Genomic DNA, 16,679 nt, shown 5'->3' with positions numbered 1-16,679 from the left:
AGTGTGAAAATGCTAACAGTGATAGCGAGTCGATCGTGACTGCACACCAGTGTGTTTGCCGTGAATTGGCTTACTTTCCATTCCTATCACGTCCGAGGGCCTGTCGAACGATAAGGGGCAGCTGGGTGGCGCGTTCGATGGACAGGGTCCGGCGCACCGAAGTTTGCCACGTCCGGTCGAACATCTTCTTGGCGGCCGCGACCGCGTGCGGGGAGCGCGCCGCGATCCGATCGGCCAGCTTCTCCGCGGCCGCGAGCGGGTCCGCGGACACCTCGGTGACCAGACCGATGCGCTCGGCGTAGGCGGCGTCGACCGGGTCGGCGGTCATGGTCAGCAGCAGCGCCTGATCGATGCCGATGAGCCGCGACAACGTGGCCGCGCCGGTCATGTCGGGAATCAGGCCGTGCTTGGCCTCCATCACCGAGAACTCCGAATCCGGTGTGACGAACCGGAAGTCGGCGGCCAGCGCGAGCTGCAGTCCGCCGCCGTAGCAACGACCGTGCACCACCGCGATCACCGGCTGCGGCAGCCGCCGCCAAGCCCAGCACGCCTCCTGGAAGGTGTTCGTGCCGCGCCACGGCAGCGGGACGAAGTTGCGGACCACGTCGAGCGGATTGCCCATCGCCTTGGCGACGTCCAGCCCGGAGCTGAAGCTGGGCCCGTGGCCGGACAGGATGACCGCGCGCACGTCCGGGCGCTTGGCGATCACGCCCGCCACCCGGACGAGCTCGTTCAGCATGTCGATGGTCAGGCCGTTGTGCTTGTCCGGCCGGTCCAGGGCCACGTACGCCCGGTCGCCGGTGATGGTCAGGGAAACGTTGTGGCTCACGGTCATTCCTTATCCGAGCTGGTCCAGGAGCAGTCGCGCACAGCCGGCCGGATCATCGGAGAACGGCGTATGGCCGCTGCCGTGCAGGGTGACGTGCCGCGCACCGGGCAGCAGCGCGCGGGCGCGGCGGGCCTGGGTGGCGTACGTGAGCAGAATGTCACGATTGCCCCAGGCGATGGTGACCGGGACATCGGCCAAGGCGGCCGGATCGGGGAGCCGGAAGTTCGTGAAGGAGGCCAGCGCGGCGTCGAAGCCCTCCGCGCCGAGCAGGCCCTCGACGGTCTGCGTCGACATCCGGAGGTCGAGCTGCCAGGGCTTGCCGAACACCAGGCCGAGCGTGGCGGACCGGCCCGCGGTGTTGCCGAGCAGGGCGGGTACGGCCGGGTGCAGCGCGGTGAGCAGTTGTTTCGCGCGCCCGAGCGCCTGCTGGCACCAGATCCGGCCGGCCGTGTCCCAGAAGCCGATGGGGGAGAAGGCGGTGGCCGAGCGGGCCAGGCCGCGCGCGGCCAGGTCCAGTGCGATGCCGCCGCCCATGGAATTGCCCGCCAGATGCGGCCGCTCGAGCCCCTCGGCGGTGAGGAATTCGGCGAGCGTGTCGGCCAGGGTGGTGACGGTGGTGTCGGCCAGCGGCTCACTGCTGCCGAAGCCGGGCAGGTCCACGGCGATCACATCGAAGGATTCGGCGAGCGTGCCGATGATCGGCTCCCACACCTCCCAGCGGCTGCCGACGCCGTGCACCAGCACGAGCGGCTCGCCGCTGCCGGTCCGGTAATGGTTCAACATGGTCATCTGTCACTCCCCAGGCCGCGATCGCTGATGTCACCCTACAGTTGTTGACGTGTCGCCAACAGGCTGGGAAATGGGCCTCCGGCGGTACGATAAAAGGTATGGCAACCCGGAAAGTGACCCTGTCGCTGGACGAGGCCGCCTGGTCCTATGCCCAGGACGCCGCCGCCCGCGCGGGCATGTCGCCGTCGGCGTGGATCTCCCGCGCCGCACGCCGCGAAGCCGTGCGGCTGGGGTGCGGCCCGGCATCGGATCCGGTCGACCTCGCCGCCGCCGACGAGGCGGAAATGCTGGCCGCCGAGAAGGAGCTGCGTGCGCAGGGGTGAACTCTGGGTCTACCACCCGCACGGCACCACCCGCACCCGCACCATCGTTCTCATCTCCAGTGACGGCATCAATGAGTCGCCGCGGCCCTGGCTGATCGCGGCCGAGGTCGAGGCCGCCGATCCGCAGGACATCCTCGCGGTCCCGATTCCCGGCCACGGCTGGGTGCACGCCGGCAATCTGGGCCGCATCTATCGTGGCTGGCTGGCCGAGCGGGTCGCCGAGGTGGACGCCGAGACGGCCGAGCGAATCGACACAGCGCTGCGCGCCGCGATGGATCTGTGAGAAGGTGCCAGGCGTATTTCTCCCATCGAATCATGAGAGTCGAGGCACCGGTGCGTCTTTCTCTGAGCGGCACAGGCCTGATGGCTGCCGCGCTTGTCGCCCTTCCCCTGCTGGCCGGCTGCGGCGGCGGCGACAAGCCCGCCGACGTCAGCCAGGCGGACGTCTCCAAGGCGTTGCAGGACGGCGGCCTCAAGGATACCAAGCTCGCCGACTGCGCAGCCAAAGTCTATGTGGATCAGGGTATTTCGCAGGACGGCCTGCGCATCATGATCAAGAACGACGCCAAGTCGGCGGCCGCCACCGATCCGGAGTCGCTCGGTATGAGCAAGGAGGACGCGGAGAAGGCGCGCGCGGCCACCAACAAGATCGTGACCGACTGCCTCAAGCAGCAGTAGCGGGTGTCTCCCCGGCGGCTCCGGCCGCCAGGGGCCTTGGCGGCCTGCGGTTTCCGCGCCGCCCTTGTTAACTCTCCGGTGCCGGTGTGCAATTTCTGAATCGACCGGGATCGACCCGGCATCCGGGAGGGATCACATCATGCGGAAATCCGTCGTCGTGGTGGCGCTGCTCGCGCTGCCCCTACTGTCCGCCTGCGCCAACAGCCAGCAGGCGGCCACGCCCACGCCCGCGGGTGTGCCGACGTCCGTGGCGCCGACCAGCGGGTCCGGCCTGCCCACCTCCCTCCCGTCCGGCCTGCCCACGCTCCCCTCCGGGGTGACCCTCCCGTCCTCGATCGCGGCGACGCCGGGCGCGGTCGGCGCGCTGACCGCCGCCGAGATCTCGAAAGCCTTGCAGGACAAGGGCAAACTCAACCAGCAGACCGCCGACTGCGTGGCCGGGATCTACATCCAGGAAGGCCTGTCCGACAGCGGCATCCAGAAGATCATCGAGAGCGCCAACGGCGCCAACCCCACCAAGGTGAACCTCGGCACCGAGGATCTGCTCAAGGCGGGCAAGGCCGGCAAGCGGATCGCCACCGAATGCACCAAGTAGGGCCCTGACATGCGACAAGCCCCGCCCGAATCGGGCGGGGCTTGTCGTCGGAGCCGGTGACGGGAATCGAACCCGCAATTCGACCTTGGGAAGGTAGCGTGTTGCCACTACACCACACCGGCACGGTCCTGCTTGCGCACGCGACTCTATCAGACCACTTCTCCGCCGGTGCAAATTCACGGGCCCGGGCCGCACGGGTTTCGAGGGTGCGGGGCGGCGGGGGCCCAGCCCCCATCTATCACCCGTGTCGGCGCGACGCGCCGAAGATCGCGTAGCTATTTCACCGAAGCACCGAGTTCCGTGCACGGCCGGTCCTACACTGACCCGCAGGGTCGAAAACCCGTCCACCACTGGAAGTTTGGATGCGCTGAACGTTAGCTGGCGCTGGTTCGGTGCTCCTGCTCGGCGGTCGAGGAGGACGTATGACCGCGGTGCCCGCTCGTGAGGTTCCCGAGCTCGAACCCGTGCGGCCGTTTCCACGTCGGAAGAGCCCGCAGGGCTCCTACCTGTGGAAGGCCATCACCACCACCGATCCCAAGATGCTCGGGAACATGTATCTGTTCACGGCCATGGCGTTCTTCCTGATCGGCGGCCTGATGGCGCTGCTGATGCGGGCGGAGCTGGCCCGGCCGGGCATGCAGTTCCTGACCCCGGAACAGTTCAATCAGCTGTTCACCATGCACGGCACCATCATGCTGCTGTTCTACGCGACCCCGATCGTGTTCGGCTTCGCCAACGCGGTGCTGCCGCTGCAGATCGGCGCGCCCGACGTGGCGTTCCCGCGGTTGAACGCGCTCAGCTACTGGCTGTACCTGTTCGGGGCGCTCATGGCCACCGCCGGATTCATCACCCCCGGCGGCGCGGCCGACTTCGGCTGGACCGCCTACACCCCGCTCAGCCTGGCCGAACACGCGCCGGGCATGGGCGCGGACCTGTGGATCATGGGCGTGGCGGTGTCCGGCGTCGGCACCATCCTGGGCGGTGTCAATATGGTCACCACGATCGTGTGCCTGCGCTGCCCGGGCATGACCATGTGGCGCATGCCCATCTTCACCTGGAACATCCTGGTCACCAGTGTGCTTGTGCTGCTGGCGTTTCCGATTCTGACCGCCGCGCTGATGGGGCTGGAGTTCGATCGGCACCTGGGCGGGCACGTCTTCGACTCGGCCAACGGCGGGGCCATCCTCTACCAGCATCTGTTCTGGTTCTTCGGGCATCCCGAGGTCTATATCGTGGCGCTGCCGTTCTTCGGGATCGTGACCGAGATCTTCCCGGTGTTCAGCCGCAAGCCGCTGTTCGGCTACACCACCCTGGTGTACGCGACGCTGGCCATCGGCGCGCTGTCGATCGCGGTGTGGGCGCACCACATGTACGCGACGGGATCGGTGCTGCTGCCGTTCTTCTCGTTCATGACATTCCTGATCGCGGTGCCGACGGGGGTGAAGTTCTTCAACTGGATCGGCACCATGTGGCGAGGTCAGCTGACCTTCGAGACACCCATGCTGTTCTCGGTCGGCTTCCTGGTGACGTTCCTGTTCGGCGGGCTGTCGGGCGTCATCCTGGCCTCGCCGCCGCTGGACTTCCACGTGTCGGACTCGTATTTCGTTGTGGCGCACTTCCATTACGTGCTGTTCGGGACCATCGTGTTCGCCACCTTCGCGGGCATCTACTTCTGGTTCCCCAAGATGACCGGGCGGATGCTCGACGAACGGCTCGGCAAGCTGCACTTCTGGACCACGTTCCTCGGCTTCCACACCACCTTCCTGGTGCAGCACTGGCTCGGGAACGAGGGCATGCCGCGGCGCTACGCGGATTACCTGCCGAGCGACGGATTCACCACGCTCAACACCATCTCGACGGTCGGCTCGTTCATCCTCGGGTTCTCGATGGTCACGTTCGTCTGGAACGTCTTCAAGTCCTACCGTTACGGCGAACTGGCGACGGTGGACGACCCGTGGGGTTACGGCAACTCCCTGGAGTGGGCCACCACCTGCCCGCCGCCGCGGCACAACTTCTACGAGCTGCCCCGCATCCGCTCCGAGCGCCCCGCCTTCGAGCTGCACTACCCGCACATGGTGCCGCGCATGCGCGCGGAGGCCCACGCCACCTGGGGTCTGCGCAAGCCGAAGCAGGTCATCGATGTTTCGGTTAGCGATACCGCAACCTGAAGGTTCGCGGCCGTCTCGATTCTGGACTGCGGCGTGATCGACCTCCGCCTTGGAGTGGGGGAGCGAAGCGGAGGAGGGAAGAATCGAGACCTCGGGGCCGCGAACCCGCCCGGAGCGAAGCGGAGGGCAAATCGAACACGGCCCGACCATTGACATACGCTCTTGCACGTGCTGCTTAGTGATCGCGACATCCGCAAGGAAATCGCCAACGGTCGTCTCGGGCTCGATCCGTTCGACGAGAAGCTGGTGCAGCCGTCGAGCATCGATGTGCGGCTGGACAGCTTGTTCCGGGTGTTCAACAACACCCGCTACACCCATATCGACCCGGCGCAGCGGCAGGACGAGCTGACCTCGCTGGTCGAGCCCGCCGAGGGGGAGCCGTTCGTGCTGCACCCGGGTGAGTTCGTGCTCGGCTCCACGCTCGAGGTGTGCTCGCTGCCCGACGATCTGGCCGGGCGGCTGGAGGGCAAGTCCAGCCTGGGACGGCTCGGGCTGCTGACCCACTCGACCGCCGGGTTCATCGACCCGGGGTTCAGCGGGCACATCACCCTGGAGCTGTCGAACGTCGCGAACCTGCCGATCACGCTGTGGCCGGGTATGAAGATCGGCCAGTTGTGCCTGTTCCGGCTCACCAGTCCGGCCGAGCACCCCTACGGCAGCGCCACCGTGGGCTCCAAGTACCAGGGGCAGCGCGGGCCGACGCCGTCGAAGGCCTACCTGAACTTCGCCGCCCGGCAGTGAGCCACGGACCCCGGCGCGCGTGAGTTGTGTTACGGGGTAGCCGGTTCGGCCGGGCGCCCGGCGGAAATCGGTCGCTGCCTGGACAGTTGACCGTCATGGAATGGCGCTATTACGCCGTCCGGTGGGCGGGTTCGCCGGGTGTACGGATGGCCCGGCACGTCGTAAGGTGGCGACGACAGGTAGGTGTGAACGAGATGGGCTGGCGATGAGTTCGGTGCTGGGAGTGTCGGTGGGGGCGGGCGCGGTTCGCGTCGCACGTCCGTACACCGGTGAATCCGCCGAGCCCACCAGGAATTTCGCCGCCCCGCCCGCGCCCGGATACGGCCGGGCCCGCAGCGGATTCGACGGTCCCCCCGACGCGTTCGATGTGCAGGCCGTGCCGGTCGGCGAACGTCGCGTCGACGAGCTCGTCGCCGACGCGGTCGGAGCGGTGCTGGCCGCCGACTCGCGGATCAGCGCCACCGCCATCGCCTACCGCGACGAGAATCACGCGCGCGCCATCCGCGCCGAGCTGGCGCGGCGGCAGTTCACCAACTACGAGCTGGTGCCGGATGTGGTGGCGGCCCTGGAGTTCCTCGAATACTCCGGCGAGTTACGGCCCCACCTCCCTGGGCCGGGCTTCGGCACCGTCGCGCTCTACGACCTGGGTGCGTCCGGTCTGTCCGTGACGGTGGTCGACATCGGCACCCGCCAGGTCTGCTTCACCGAGCGCACCAGCGATATCAGCGGCGACTACCTGGACGCGCTCATCCGCGAACAGCAGATCGCCTCCGGGCGCATCGCCCATCCGCCGGATCACACCGGCCTCACCGCCCTGGACAAGCTGTGCCGCGAGGCCAAGGAACAGCTTTCCGGCAGCAGCGCGGTGGCTCTGCCCTCCACCGAGGGGCTGGTCCTGCTGTCGCAGGAGAACTTCGAGGCCCTCATCATGCTGGCCGTCGAATCCTCCGCGCGCATGACCCGCGATGTCATCCTGCGCTCCGAGCAGCCCGTGCAGGCCGTCGCCCTGCTCGGCGGCTGCGCCCAGATTCCGCTGGTGGCAAAGGTTCTGCGGCGCTGGCTGGGCGTCCCGGTGATCGTGCCCGCCGCGCCCGAGACCGTGGTGACCCGCGGCGCCGCCATGCTGGCCCGCCCGGTTATGCCACGCCCGGCCCCCGCCCCGTTCCCGGCCGCGCCGCGCGACGAGGTCGCGCCGCGGCCCGCCGAGCCCGCCCCGGCCCGGCCACTGGTCGCGGGCCCGGCCGACGGCCCGGGCCGCCGCCGCGAGGTCAGCCTCGCCGGTGTCGCCGTGGGCGCGCTGGTCGTGGTGGCCGCCATCGGCATCACCCTGGGCTGGGGAACCCAAGTGCTGAGCCACGATTCACAGCGCCAGGACGCGGTCACCAGCTCGGTGCCGACCAGCACCACCCGCCCGAGCGAACCGGCCACCGTCGTCCCGAGCACCACCGACGCCACCAACGAGGCGCTGGCCGGGCCGCCGCAGCCGCAGAACACGACCACCACCACCGAGGCCCCCACCACCACGGTCGGCCCCAACACCATCACGCTCATCCCCGGCCTCCCGCCGGTGGTCGTGCCCACCCTGCCGCCGCTCTTCCCGCCTGCCCCCGCGCAGCAGCAGCAAGTGCGCTGACGCACAGGTAGACCAACCCGCCCCGGAGCGCAGCGGAGGGGCAAATTCAACACCGAGTCCGCCCCGTCGACTGCCAAGAGGGGGCGAACCCGGTGGCTCCGGCGCGTGGCGCGCCGGTGCGAGGAAAGGCTGCGTTCAATCCTCGCTTCCTGTTCCCACCGCCAGAGCTGCCGTGATGATCGCCGACAGGGGTGGGAGTTTGGAGTCTCGGGCGGGCGGGCGCACCCAGTGGCAGCCCTCGCGGGTCCAGCGGCCGAGGCCGGTGGGGAGCATGACCGCGCTGCCGATAGTCGGAATGCCGATGTCGAGGCGGTCGAGGACCTCCATGATCTGCGCGCCGGGCACCGAATCCGGTTCGGCCAGAAAGCTCCAGCGAATCTGGCGCGCCAGCATGGGGCCATCGGTCCGGCGCTGTTGCAGTGCGCTGCGGACCTTTTCGGCTCGGGCGACCGGTAGGTGCACGACCGCGACCTCCGCGGTGACGGGGAGCATGACGAATCCGCCGCGTTCGGTGACCGGCAGTCCGAACTCGTACCGGTAGTAGGAAACCCAGTCGTCCACTGTTCTGCGCTTGTCCGCGTTCACTTCCCCGCCTCCTTCCCCTGGTCACCAGGGTCGCGCGCCGGAGCCGGATGGGAAAACGCCCGCACACCCGCCTTCCACTGCCTTTCCGCCGCCACTGTTGCGGCTACGCATAAAGCCTGGTACCAGCTAGGTTTCGGCTGTGGCCGCGGCCAGTTTCCGCTCGTACCCTGGAGTTCGGAGTTCGTTCGGAAGGGATGGCACCGTGGTACGGCACTGGTCAGGCAAAGAGGCCCGTGCCCTCCGTGATGCCAAACGCATGAGTATCCGGGAGTTCGCCGCCCACTTGGGGGTGCACGAGCGACTGGTCTCGAAGTGGGAGGCCGGGGGCGATCGGGTGCATCCCCGCCCCGTCAATCAGGCCGCCCTCGATACATCCCTTGCCCGGTCCGACGATGTGGTGCGGGCACGGTTCGCGGCCTTGATCGACCAGCCCTCGAGTGGCCCCGCCGTTCCCGGTTTCGATGTGCGCCAAGGCGGTTCCGAGTTGTGGAGCGGCATGCCGGCGCAGGCCAGTTATTCCAGCGACGCGGAACTGCTGGCCCTCGTCGACACGGGTGCGATGAGGGGCGATGCGTTAGCGGCGATTTCGGAGAGGGACTTGATAATGGCGGCTGCCCATGAAGCCAGCGAGCACGCCGGCCGGGCGGAGGGCACCAATGTGGGTGCCACCCTGCTGGAACAGCTCGATGCCGATGTCACGCGCATCGCCAACGACTACGTGCACATGCCTCCGGTGCCGATGATGGTGGAGATGTTGCGGGTCCGGCGGCGCGTGTACCGGTTGCTGGAAGGCCATCAGCGGCCCTCGGATACGGCGCATCTGTATCTGTTGGCGGGTACGTTGTCCGGTCTGCTGGCGAATGCCAGTACGGATCTGGGCTATTTCGACGCGGCCGGTGAACAGGCCAGGGCCGCATGGGCTTACGCCGAACTGTGTGAGCACAATCCGCTGCGCGCCTGGACTCGCGGCATGCAGGCGCTCATCGAGTACCGCTCCGAACGCCCGCGCCGCGCGGTGCTGCTGGCCCAGAGCGGCCAGCGCTACACCGAATCCGCGACCTCGAAGGTGCGGCTACTGAACATCGAGGCCCGCATCTGGTCGCGGCTGGGCAGCGCCGCCGATACCGAACGCTGCATCCGCGCCGCCGACGAGGCCCGCGACGGCGAATCCAGCGACACCCTGCACGACGACGTCGGCGGCGTCTTCGGCTTCGACCAGCCCAAGAGCCACTACTACGCGGGCGCCACCTACATCCACCTCGGCCAGGCCGAACCCGCGCTGGACGCCACCCGCCGCGCCATCGACCTGTACGTGAACGGCCCCACCGACAAGCGCTCCTACGGCGCGGAGTCGCTCGCCCGGATCGACAACGCCGCCGCGCACCTGATCAACGGCAGCCTCGACGGCGCGGCCGCGGCCCTCGAACCGGTGCTCGAATTGGACGAGGACAAACGCATCGCCCAGCTCGAGGAACGCCTGTCCGTGCTCCGCCGGCGCCTCGCCAGCCCCGAGTTCCGTGCCGCGGGCGAGGCGCAGGACCTGGACGAGCGAATCGAGGAGTTCTGCGGCTCCACCGCCGCCCGCAGCGTGTTGCCGCCCGATACGGCCCGCTGATTCGCAGCCGCGAACCAGGCCCGGAGCGAAGCGGAGGGCAAATTAGACTCGGTCGGGTGAGCCCTCAGAGTCACCCTTCGCATCGGTCCCCGCGCATGCTGGAGCAGTCCACCAAGCTCCAGAACGTTCTCTACGAGATCCGGGGGCCGGTACACGCGCATGCGGCGCGGTTGGAGGCCGAGGGGCATCGCATCCTCAAGCTGAACATCGGCAATCCCGCGCCGTTCGGGTTCGACGCGCCCGACGTGATCATGCGCGACATGATCGCGGCGCTGCCGTACGCGCAGGGCTACAGCGAGTCGAAGGGCATCCTGTCGGCGCGCCGGGCCATCTTCACCCGCTACGAGGTGGTGCCGGGCTTCCCGGAATTCGATGTGGACGACGTCTACCTGGGCAATGGCGTCTCCGAGCTGATCACCATCGTCATGCAGGCGCTGCTCGACAATGGCGACGAGGTGCTCATCCCCGCGCCGGACTACCCGCTGTGGACGGCGATGACCTCGCTGGCGGGCGGCACCCCGGTGCACTACCTGTGCGACGAGTCCAACGGCTGGCAGCCCGACATCGCCGACATGGAATCCAAGATCACCGACAAGACCAAGGCGATTGTCGTGATCAACCCGAACAACCCCACCGGGGCGGTGTACTCCGCCGAGGTGCTGCAGCAGGTGGTGGACCTGGCCCGCAAGCATCAGCTGCTGCTGCTGGCCGACGAGATCTACGACAAGATCCTCTACGACGACGCCAAGCATGTGTCGCTGGCCACGCTGGCCCCCGATCTGCTGTGCCTGACCTTCAACGGTCTGTCCAAGGCTTACCGGGTGGCGGGCTACCGCTCGGGCTGGCTGGTCATCACCGGTCCGAAGGATCACGCGGGCGGCTTCCTGGAGGGCATCGACCTGCTGGCCTCCACCCGCCTGTGTCCGAATGTGCCCGCGCAGCATGCCATTCAGGTGGCGCTGGGCGGACATCAGAGCATCGACGATCTGGTGCTGCCGGGCGGGCGGCTGCTGGAGCAGCGGGATGTGGCCTGGCAGAAGCTGAACACGATTCCGGGTGTGTCGTGTGTGAAGCCGGAGGGCGCGCTGTACGCGTTCCCGCGGCTGGATCCGGAAGTCCATGAGATCCACGACGATTCGAAGCTGGTGCTGGATCTGCTGCTGCAGGAGAAGATCCTGATGGTGCAGGGCACCGGCTTCAACTGGCCGCATCACGACCACCTGCGCATCGTGACGCTGCCGTGGGCGCGGGATCTGTCGGTCGCCATCGAACGATTCGGCAACTTCCTGTCCAGCTACCGCCAGTAACTTCCGGGCGGAAATATCGACCGGTAGGGTTCATGGGGTATCCCGTGAGCCCTCTCGACCTGCGCCTATGCGGTTTTGTCCAGGAGTGGACACCCTCCCTCGCGGGGTGTGGCGCAGGTGGGACTCTGGCTAAAACAAACCGCTGGTACGAAAAAGTTGGGTTTTTAGAGACTTAGCTAGCGCAAAGAACCGTCTTTTGTGTACAGTGGTCCTCGGCACTTCGAGTGCCCGGCCGGACCGCCTACCCCCCCTGGGCCGTCCGGCCCTGGTTAGTCGGCCTACCCCCCCTGGGCCGCTGACCCCGGGCGGCGGAGACATCCCCCTGCTCTCCGCCGCCCCCTAAAAAATTCTCGCGATCGCGACCGCCTCACCTGGCCAAATGCAGAGACCTCTCAGCATGTCAAAAATGGTTTTCGTTTAGGCTCTCCGCGTGAGCGATCACCATCACCACCATCACGACCACTCGGGACCCATCGCGATCGGCACCAATGCGGCCAAGGTCGTGATCGGACTGCTCGCGTTGATCGGCGTGGCGGTCGTGGCCGGGCTGATCTGGCTCTGGCCCAGCGCTCAGCACATCGACATCCCGCTGCCCATGCAGAACGGCGGCGGCGGTGCGGTGCAGACCGAGGCCGGAACCGTGATCAAGCAGGACATCGGACCCTGCGGCAGCCCCTCCAACGGCCGGGTCTTCAGCGACGAACCGCAGGCCCCGCGCGCCAACGGCTACTCGTGCCAGCGCAGCATCGTCACCATCGACTCCGGACCCAGCCAGGGGGAGAAGACGCTCTTCGAGATCGCGCCCGGGCCCGGTCAACCCGATCTGCGCGCCGGCGACAAGATCCGCATCGTGCGCCAAGTGGATCCGAAGGCCGATAAGAACGCCGACCCCAGCCTGGTCACCACCTACTCGTTCGACGACTACGCGCGCGGACTGCCGCTGACCATCATCGGCATCGTGTTCGCCGTCGTCATCATCGCGGTCGCGCGGTGGCGCGGACTGCGGGCGCTGCTCGGACTCGTGGTCGCCTTCGGCGTCCTGGTGGTGTTCCTACTGCCCGCGCTGCTGGACGGAAAACCCGCCATCCCCACGGCACTCGTCGCGGGCGCGGTGATCCTGTACGCGGTGCTCTATCTCGCGCACGGGGTGAATCTGCGCACCAGCTCGGCACTGCTGGGCACGCTGTCGGCGATGGTGCTGGCGGCCGTATTGTCCTGGGCGGCACTGAAGATGACCCATCTGACCGGGTTCTCCGAAGAGCAGAACACCAATGTCGCCACCTATCTGCAGCATGTGAGCATCACCGGGCTGCTGCTCGCCGGGTTCATCATCGGCTCGCTGGGTGTGCTCAACGACGTCACCATCACGCAGGCGTCCGCGGCCTTCGAACTGGCGGCGCTGGACGAGAAGGCAACGCGGCGCGGGATTTTCGCGGCGGCCATGCGGGTCGGGCGCGACCACATCGCCAGTACCGTCTACACCCTGGTGCTCGCCTACGCCGGCGGCGCGCTGCCGTTGCTGATGCTGTTCAGCGTGGCGGGGCGGTCCATGCGCGACGTGCTGACCGGCGACGCGGTGGGCATCGAGATCGCGCGCTCCGCGGTCGGTGGTATCGCGCTGGCGCTGTCGGTGCCGCTGACCACCGCCATCGCGGTGCTGCTCGCGCGGCCGCCGGGCACGGCGCGCACGGTCGCGGCCACGGGTGGCAATCGGCCGCGGAGTGGTGGGCCGCAACGGAATACGCCGCGGCGACCCGGTGGACCGGCAGGCGGCCCGCGCACCGGCGGACAGCCCGCGCCGCGGCGTGGCGGCGATCAGAACGCACCGCGCTCGGGTTCGCAGTTCGTGGTGCGGCTCGGACCGGATACCGGCGACCCGCGCACCGGGCCGCAGCCGGTGCCGCCCCAGGCACCCTCCGAGTCCGGGGACGGCGAGCCGACGGCGCCGAGAACCAGTGTGGTGCAACCGGCTCCGACTCCGGTCGAGCCCGCGCCACCGCCGCAGCAGTCGTGGTTCGATGGTGGGGCGCCGCCCCAGGAGCCGCGGTACACCACGTCGTCCTGGTTCCATCCCGACGAGCCGTGGTCGGAACCGGGGGCGCGGAACCCGGGGCCGCCACCCGAACCGCCGCGCGGCGGGCGGCATTCGCGGCCCGACTCCTGATCGAACGGACTGCTGGAGCGAAAGATAGTGCGAGGGGCGTGTTTCCGAGGAAACACGCCCTCTCCCGTTTCACGAGTCCTCTCCGGGTTCGGATTCGGCGGTCACCGATCCGCTGACTCGCGGCGCGAGGGTTCTAGAGCGCCTGCCACAGGGCGGGCGCTGCGGTCGGCGTCCAGCCCGGGTCGTACACGGTGTGTGCCTGCAGGCAGCGGTAGCGCTTGCCGTTGTACGTGACGATGTCGCCCACCGTGTAGTGCTCGCCGACCGTCCACGCGCCCGCGCTCGGCTGCGCCGTGGTGGCCGGGGGTTGATGGCTGTGGGTGGTGCTGAGCGGCGGCTGGTGACTGTGCGTCGTGGTCGGCGCTGTCGTGGTGGTGGTGGTCGGGGGTGTCGTGGTCGGCGGCTTCGTGGGCGGGGTGGTGGTCGTGGTGACGGGAGGCTTTGTGGTGATGGGTGTTCCGCCGCCACCGCTTCCGATCTGGAGGTCGACGCAGGAGTAGAAGGCGTTGACGGTGTCGCCGATGTTCCAGACCGCCAGCAGTTTCTGACGGCCGCCGTACTCGCTCAGGTCCACGGTGTGGCTGACGCCGCCCTGGGGCGGGGGGTTGTTGCCGCCGTCGAAGACCGCGACCCGGGTGCCGCCGATGAAGTACTCCCAGTTCAGGGTGCGGTGCAGGGCGGTGAACGTTGGATCGCAGTGGAGTTCGCGTCCGGTCAGACTGCCGTTCTCGCCGCTTCACACAGCGCCGCGACTCCGTCGGCGTCCGTGGCGAAATGGTCGAAACCGCTCGGCACTCCGAACTCGGCGAAGGTGACCTCGGTATCCGGCTGCGGGCGGCCCGGCACCGGAATGCGCACGGCCGCATGCAGATCCCGCGTGCCGGTCAGCTCGATCACCCGCCGGGCATTATCGGCGCGCAGGCCGCCGCAGGCCATCACGTCGATGCGGCCGTCGGACAGGCTCACCATGCGCGCGATCAGGGACGCGCCGTCCAGCACCGACTCCTGGCGGCCGGAGGTGAGCAGCCGGGTGAAACCCAGTTCCAGCAGCTGGTCGAACCCCGCGTAGGGATCGGCGCACACGTCGAACGCGCGGTGGAAGGTGACCTCCAGCTCGTCGGCGGCGGCCAGCAGTTCGGTATTGGCGGCCGGATCCACGTGCCCGTCCTCGTCGAGCACGCCGAGCACCACACCGTGCGCGCCCGCCGCGCGGACCCGCTCGACATCGGCGCGCATGAGCGCCACCTCGTCGGGCGTGTAGCGGAAATCGCCGGGGCGCGGCCGGATCAGGACGTGCACCTGGGTGTGCCCGGCCGCGGCCACGGCCGCCTCGATGAGCGCGGGACCCGGCGTGAGCCCCCCGACCGTCAGGCCCGAACACAACTCCACGCGCGCCGCCCCCGCCTGTTCGGCGATCCGGACCCCGCCCAGAGACTCCACCCCGATCTCGACCCGCACCGCCCGCGCATCCGTCATACCTTGCAGTATGGCGAACTCCCGCCGAGTTTGTTGCCCGAGATTAGCCGCTGCGCGGTGAACGCCTCGTGAATCGGGCCACACCGTGACCGGAAACGACCAGGGCGGCGCTACCGAATCGGTAGCGCCGCCCTGGTCAATCAGGTTCGGCAGCCCGGTGTTTCGGGTCGGAGCCTAGTTCTTCCGGCCCGGAGCCTTCATGCCCGACTTGAAGCCGAGACCACCCGGCTTCGCGGCGGGCGGCGTCGCGCCATTGCCTTCCGAAGCGCCGTTGCCTTCCGAAGCACCGTTGGCCTCCGGAGTGCCGTTGCTCTCCGAGGTGCCATTGCTCTCCGGCACGGCCGGTTCGGCCGGAGCGGCGGGCTCGGCCTCGGGAGCCGGAGCGGCCGGAGCCGAATCAGCCGGAGCCGCAGGCGCTTCCGGCGCCGGGGCGGCTGCCGGAGCAGCGGCGCCCGGAGCCTTCGGGCCGGGACGCTTCAGACCGGACTTCATGGCCAAGCCCTTGGGCGCGATGGACGGCTTGGCCTCGGCGGCCGGGGCGGCGGCCGCGGGAGCTTCGGCGGCCGGAGCCGGAGCGGCGGCCGCGGGAGCCTCGGCGGGAGCGGCCGCGGCGGCGGGCTTGGCGCCCGGAGCCTTGGCGGCGCCCTTCATCTGCAGACCCTTGCCACCGGGGGCCTTCAGGCCGCCCTTCATGGCGAGCCCGCCCGGCTTGGCGGCCGGAGCCTCCGGAGCGGCGGCGGCCTCGGCGGGAGCCGCGGCGGCGGAAGCGGTTTCGGCCTTCGCGCCCGGGGCCTTTGCGGCGCCCTTCATGGCCAGACCCTTGCCGCCGGGGGCCTTGAGGCCGCCCTTCATGGCGAGACCCTTGGCCGGAGCCGGGGCGGCGGTCTCCTCGGCCGCCGGAGCGGCCTCGGCGGCCGGAGCCTCGGTCTTCGCGCCCGGGGCCTTGAGCCCGCCCTTCATGGCCAGACCCTTACCGCCACCCGGCGGCTTCAGGCCACCCTTCATGCCCAGGCCGCCACCGGCCGGAGCGGCCTTCGGAGCGGCCTCGGCCGGAGCTTCGGCGACCGCGGCCTTGACCGGCTCCGGAGCGGGCTCCGGCTCCGGCTCGGCCTTGGGCTGCTGGACGACCTTCAGGTTCTCGGTCAGGGTCGCGGCGTCCACGCGGTTGATGGACTGCAGCATCAGCTGCGCGACATCGACGACCTCGACGCCCTGGCCGACCTCGCCGCCGTCCTTGCGGGCGGTGACGCCGTCGGTCAGCATGACGCGGCAGAACGGGCAGCCGGTGGCGATCATGGACGGCTCGTTGCCGCCCTTCAGGGTGTCGAGCGCCTCGTCGACCCGGTCGATATTGATGCGCTTGCCGAGCTGCTCTTCCATCCACATGCGCGCGCCACCGGCGCCACAGCACATGGAACGTTCGGCGTGCCGCGGCATTTCGACCAGGGTCGAGCCCGAGGCCTCCATCAGCTCACGCGGCGCGTTGTAGATCTTGTTGTGCCGGCCCAGGTAGCAGGGGTCGTGGTAGGTCACGTTCTGCGCGACCGGCGACACCGGCACCAGCTGCTTGCCGCGCACCAGGCGGTTCAGCAGCTGGGTGTGGTGCACGACCTCGTAGGTGCCGCCCACCTGCGGGTACTCGTTGTTGAGCGCGTTGAAGCAGTGCGCACAGGTGACGACGATCTTCTTCTTGGCCTGCTCGACACCCTCGAACACCGAGTTCAGCAACTCGATGTTCTGCATCGCCAGCTGCTGGAACAGGAACTCGTTGCCCGC

15 protein-coding genes, 1 tRNA gene and 1 pseudogene are annotated in these 16,679 nt (G+C 68.8%); 10 read left to right on the top strand and 7 right to left on the bottom strand.

Annotated elements, in window-relative coordinates; genetic code table 11:
- Positions 1–70: 70 nt before the first annotated feature.
- Together ABZ412_RS00085 and ABZ412_RS00080 are read right to left on the bottom strand one after the other, a co-directional pair.
- Positions 71–829 carry a crotonase/enoyl-CoA hydratase family protein gene (locus ABZ412_RS00085; protein WP_357274470.1) on the bottom strand — a complete coding sequence of 253 codons (759 nt, stop codon included), beginning with the start codon at positions 827–829 and terminating at the stop codon, positions 71–73.
- A 9-nt stretch (positions 830–838) separates the two neighbouring features.
- Positions 839–1,618, bottom strand: a complete 780-nt coding sequence (locus ABZ412_RS00080) for an alpha/beta hydrolase (RefSeq protein WP_357274468.1) — start codon at positions 1,616–1,618, stop codon at positions 839–841.
- Between the two features lie 98 nt (positions 1,619–1,716).
- On the opposite strand from ABZ412_RS00080, the gene ABZ412_RS00075 reads away from it, so the two are divergent.
- From ABZ412_RS00075 to ABZ412_RS00060, 4 genes are all read left to right on the top strand, one after another.
- Positions 1,717–1,941: a hypothetical protein gene (locus ABZ412_RS00075; protein WP_357274466.1), complete on the top strand. Its 225-nt coding sequence runs from the start codon at positions 1,717–1,719 to the stop codon at positions 1,939–1,941.
- A complete protein-coding gene (locus ABZ412_RS00070) occupies positions 1,928–2,224 on the top strand; it encodes a hypothetical protein (protein ID WP_357274464.1) in 297 nt (98 codons plus the stop codon). The genes ABZ412_RS00075 and ABZ412_RS00070 overlap by 14 nt, the downstream gene beginning before the upstream one ends.
- Positions 2,225–2,256: 32 nt before the next feature.
- Positions 2,257–2,619 (top strand): hypothetical protein, encoded by a 363-nt coding sequence (locus ABZ412_RS00065; protein WP_357274462.1) that lies wholly within the window; start codon positions 2,257–2,259, stop codon positions 2,617–2,619.
- A gap of 139 nt (positions 2,620–2,758) precedes the next feature.
- Entirely contained in the window at positions 2,759–3,214 is a 456-nt protein-coding gene (locus ABZ412_RS00060; RefSeq protein ID WP_357274460.1) for a hypothetical protein, read from the top strand.
- 51 nt (positions 3,215–3,265) lie between these two features.
- Here ABZ412_RS00060 and ABZ412_RS00055 read toward each other — a convergent pair.
- Positions 3,266–3,336: transfer RNA gene (locus tag ABZ412_RS00055), tRNA-Gly, on the bottom strand.
- 300 nt (positions 3,337–3,636) lie between these two features.
- On the opposite strand from ABZ412_RS00055, the gene ctaD reads away from it, so the two are divergent.
- The 3 genes from ctaD (at position 3,637) to ABZ412_RS00040 (ending at position 7,756) form a co-directional block, all read left to right on the top strand.
- Positions 3,637–5,382 carry a cytochrome c oxidase subunit I gene (ctaD, locus tag ABZ412_RS00050; RefSeq protein ID WP_357274459.1) on the top strand — a complete coding sequence of 582 codons (1,746 nt, stop codon included), beginning with the start codon at positions 3,637–3,639 and terminating at the stop codon, positions 5,380–5,382.
- A 168-nt stretch (positions 5,383–5,550) separates the two neighbouring features.
- A complete protein-coding gene (dcd, locus tag ABZ412_RS00045; RefSeq protein ID WP_357274457.1) occupies positions 5,551–6,123 on the top strand; it encodes a dCTP deaminase in 573 nt (190 codons plus the stop codon).
- Positions 6,124–6,328: 205 nt separating this feature from the next.
- On the top strand, positions 6,329–7,756 hold the full coding sequence (locus ABZ412_RS00040; protein WP_357274455.1) for an Hsp70 family protein: 1,428 nt from the start codon (positions 6,329–6,331) through the stop codon (positions 7,754–7,756).
- A 135-nt stretch (positions 7,757–7,891) separates the two neighbouring features.
- Here ABZ412_RS00040 and ABZ412_RS00035 read toward each other — a convergent pair whose 3' ends face one another.
- The gene (locus ABZ412_RS00035; RefSeq protein WP_357274453.1) at positions 7,892–8,341 is read right to left on the bottom strand and encodes a hypothetical protein; all 450 of its coding nucleotides are present in this window, start codon (positions 8,339–8,341) and stop codon (positions 7,892–7,894) included.
- Positions 8,342–8,597: 256 nt separating this feature from the next.
- Between ABZ412_RS00035 and ABZ412_RS00030 the strand changes: the two genes are divergently transcribed.
- From ABZ412_RS00030 to ABZ412_RS00020, 3 genes and pseudogenes are all read left to right on the top strand, one after another.
- Positions 8,598–9,956 (top strand): ABC transporter C-terminal domain-containing protein, encoded by a 1,359-nt coding sequence (locus ABZ412_RS00030; RefSeq protein ID WP_357274451.1) that lies wholly within the window; start codon positions 8,598–8,600, stop codon positions 9,954–9,956.
- Positions 9,957–10,051: 95 nt separating this feature from the next.
- On the top strand, positions 10,052–11,263 hold the full coding sequence (locus ABZ412_RS00025; RefSeq protein ID WP_357094657.1) for a pyridoxal phosphate-dependent aminotransferase: 1,212 nt from the start codon (positions 10,052–10,054) through the stop codon (positions 11,261–11,263).
- 430 nt (positions 11,264–11,693) lie between these two features.
- A pseudogene (locus tag ABZ412_RS00020) lies at positions 11,694–12,938 on the top strand (YibE/F family protein); the annotation flags it as partial.
- Between the two features lie 622 nt (positions 12,939–13,560).
- Here ABZ412_RS00020 and ABZ412_RS00015 read toward each other — a convergent pair.
- The 3 genes from ABZ412_RS00015 to ABZ412_RS00005 form a co-directional block, all read right to left on the bottom strand.
- Complete coding sequence (locus ABZ412_RS00015; RefSeq protein WP_357275851.1) at positions 13,561–14,103, bottom strand: carbohydrate-binding protein; 543 nt, start codon at positions 14,101–14,103, stop codon at positions 13,561–13,563.
- 38 nt (positions 14,104–14,141) lie between these two features.
- On the bottom strand, positions 14,142–14,903 hold the full coding sequence (locus tag ABZ412_RS00010; protein WP_357274450.1) for a copper homeostasis protein CutC: 762 nt from the start codon (positions 14,901–14,903) through the stop codon (positions 14,142–14,144).
- A 174-nt stretch (positions 14,904–15,077) separates the two neighbouring features.
- The coding region (locus tag ABZ412_RS00005; protein ID WP_357274449.1) for a (Fe-S)-binding protein at positions 15,078–16,679 on the bottom strand (1,602 nt) is incomplete at its 5' end.

The organism is Nocardia sp. NPDC005746 (genome assembly GCF_040630785.1).
Taxonomy (GTDB): domain Bacteria; phylum Actinomycetota; class Actinomycetes; order Mycobacteriales; family Mycobacteriaceae; genus Nocardia.
The sequence above is the reverse complement of the archived record's forward strand: the minus strand, read 5'-3'. Positions and strand labels throughout refer to the sequence as shown.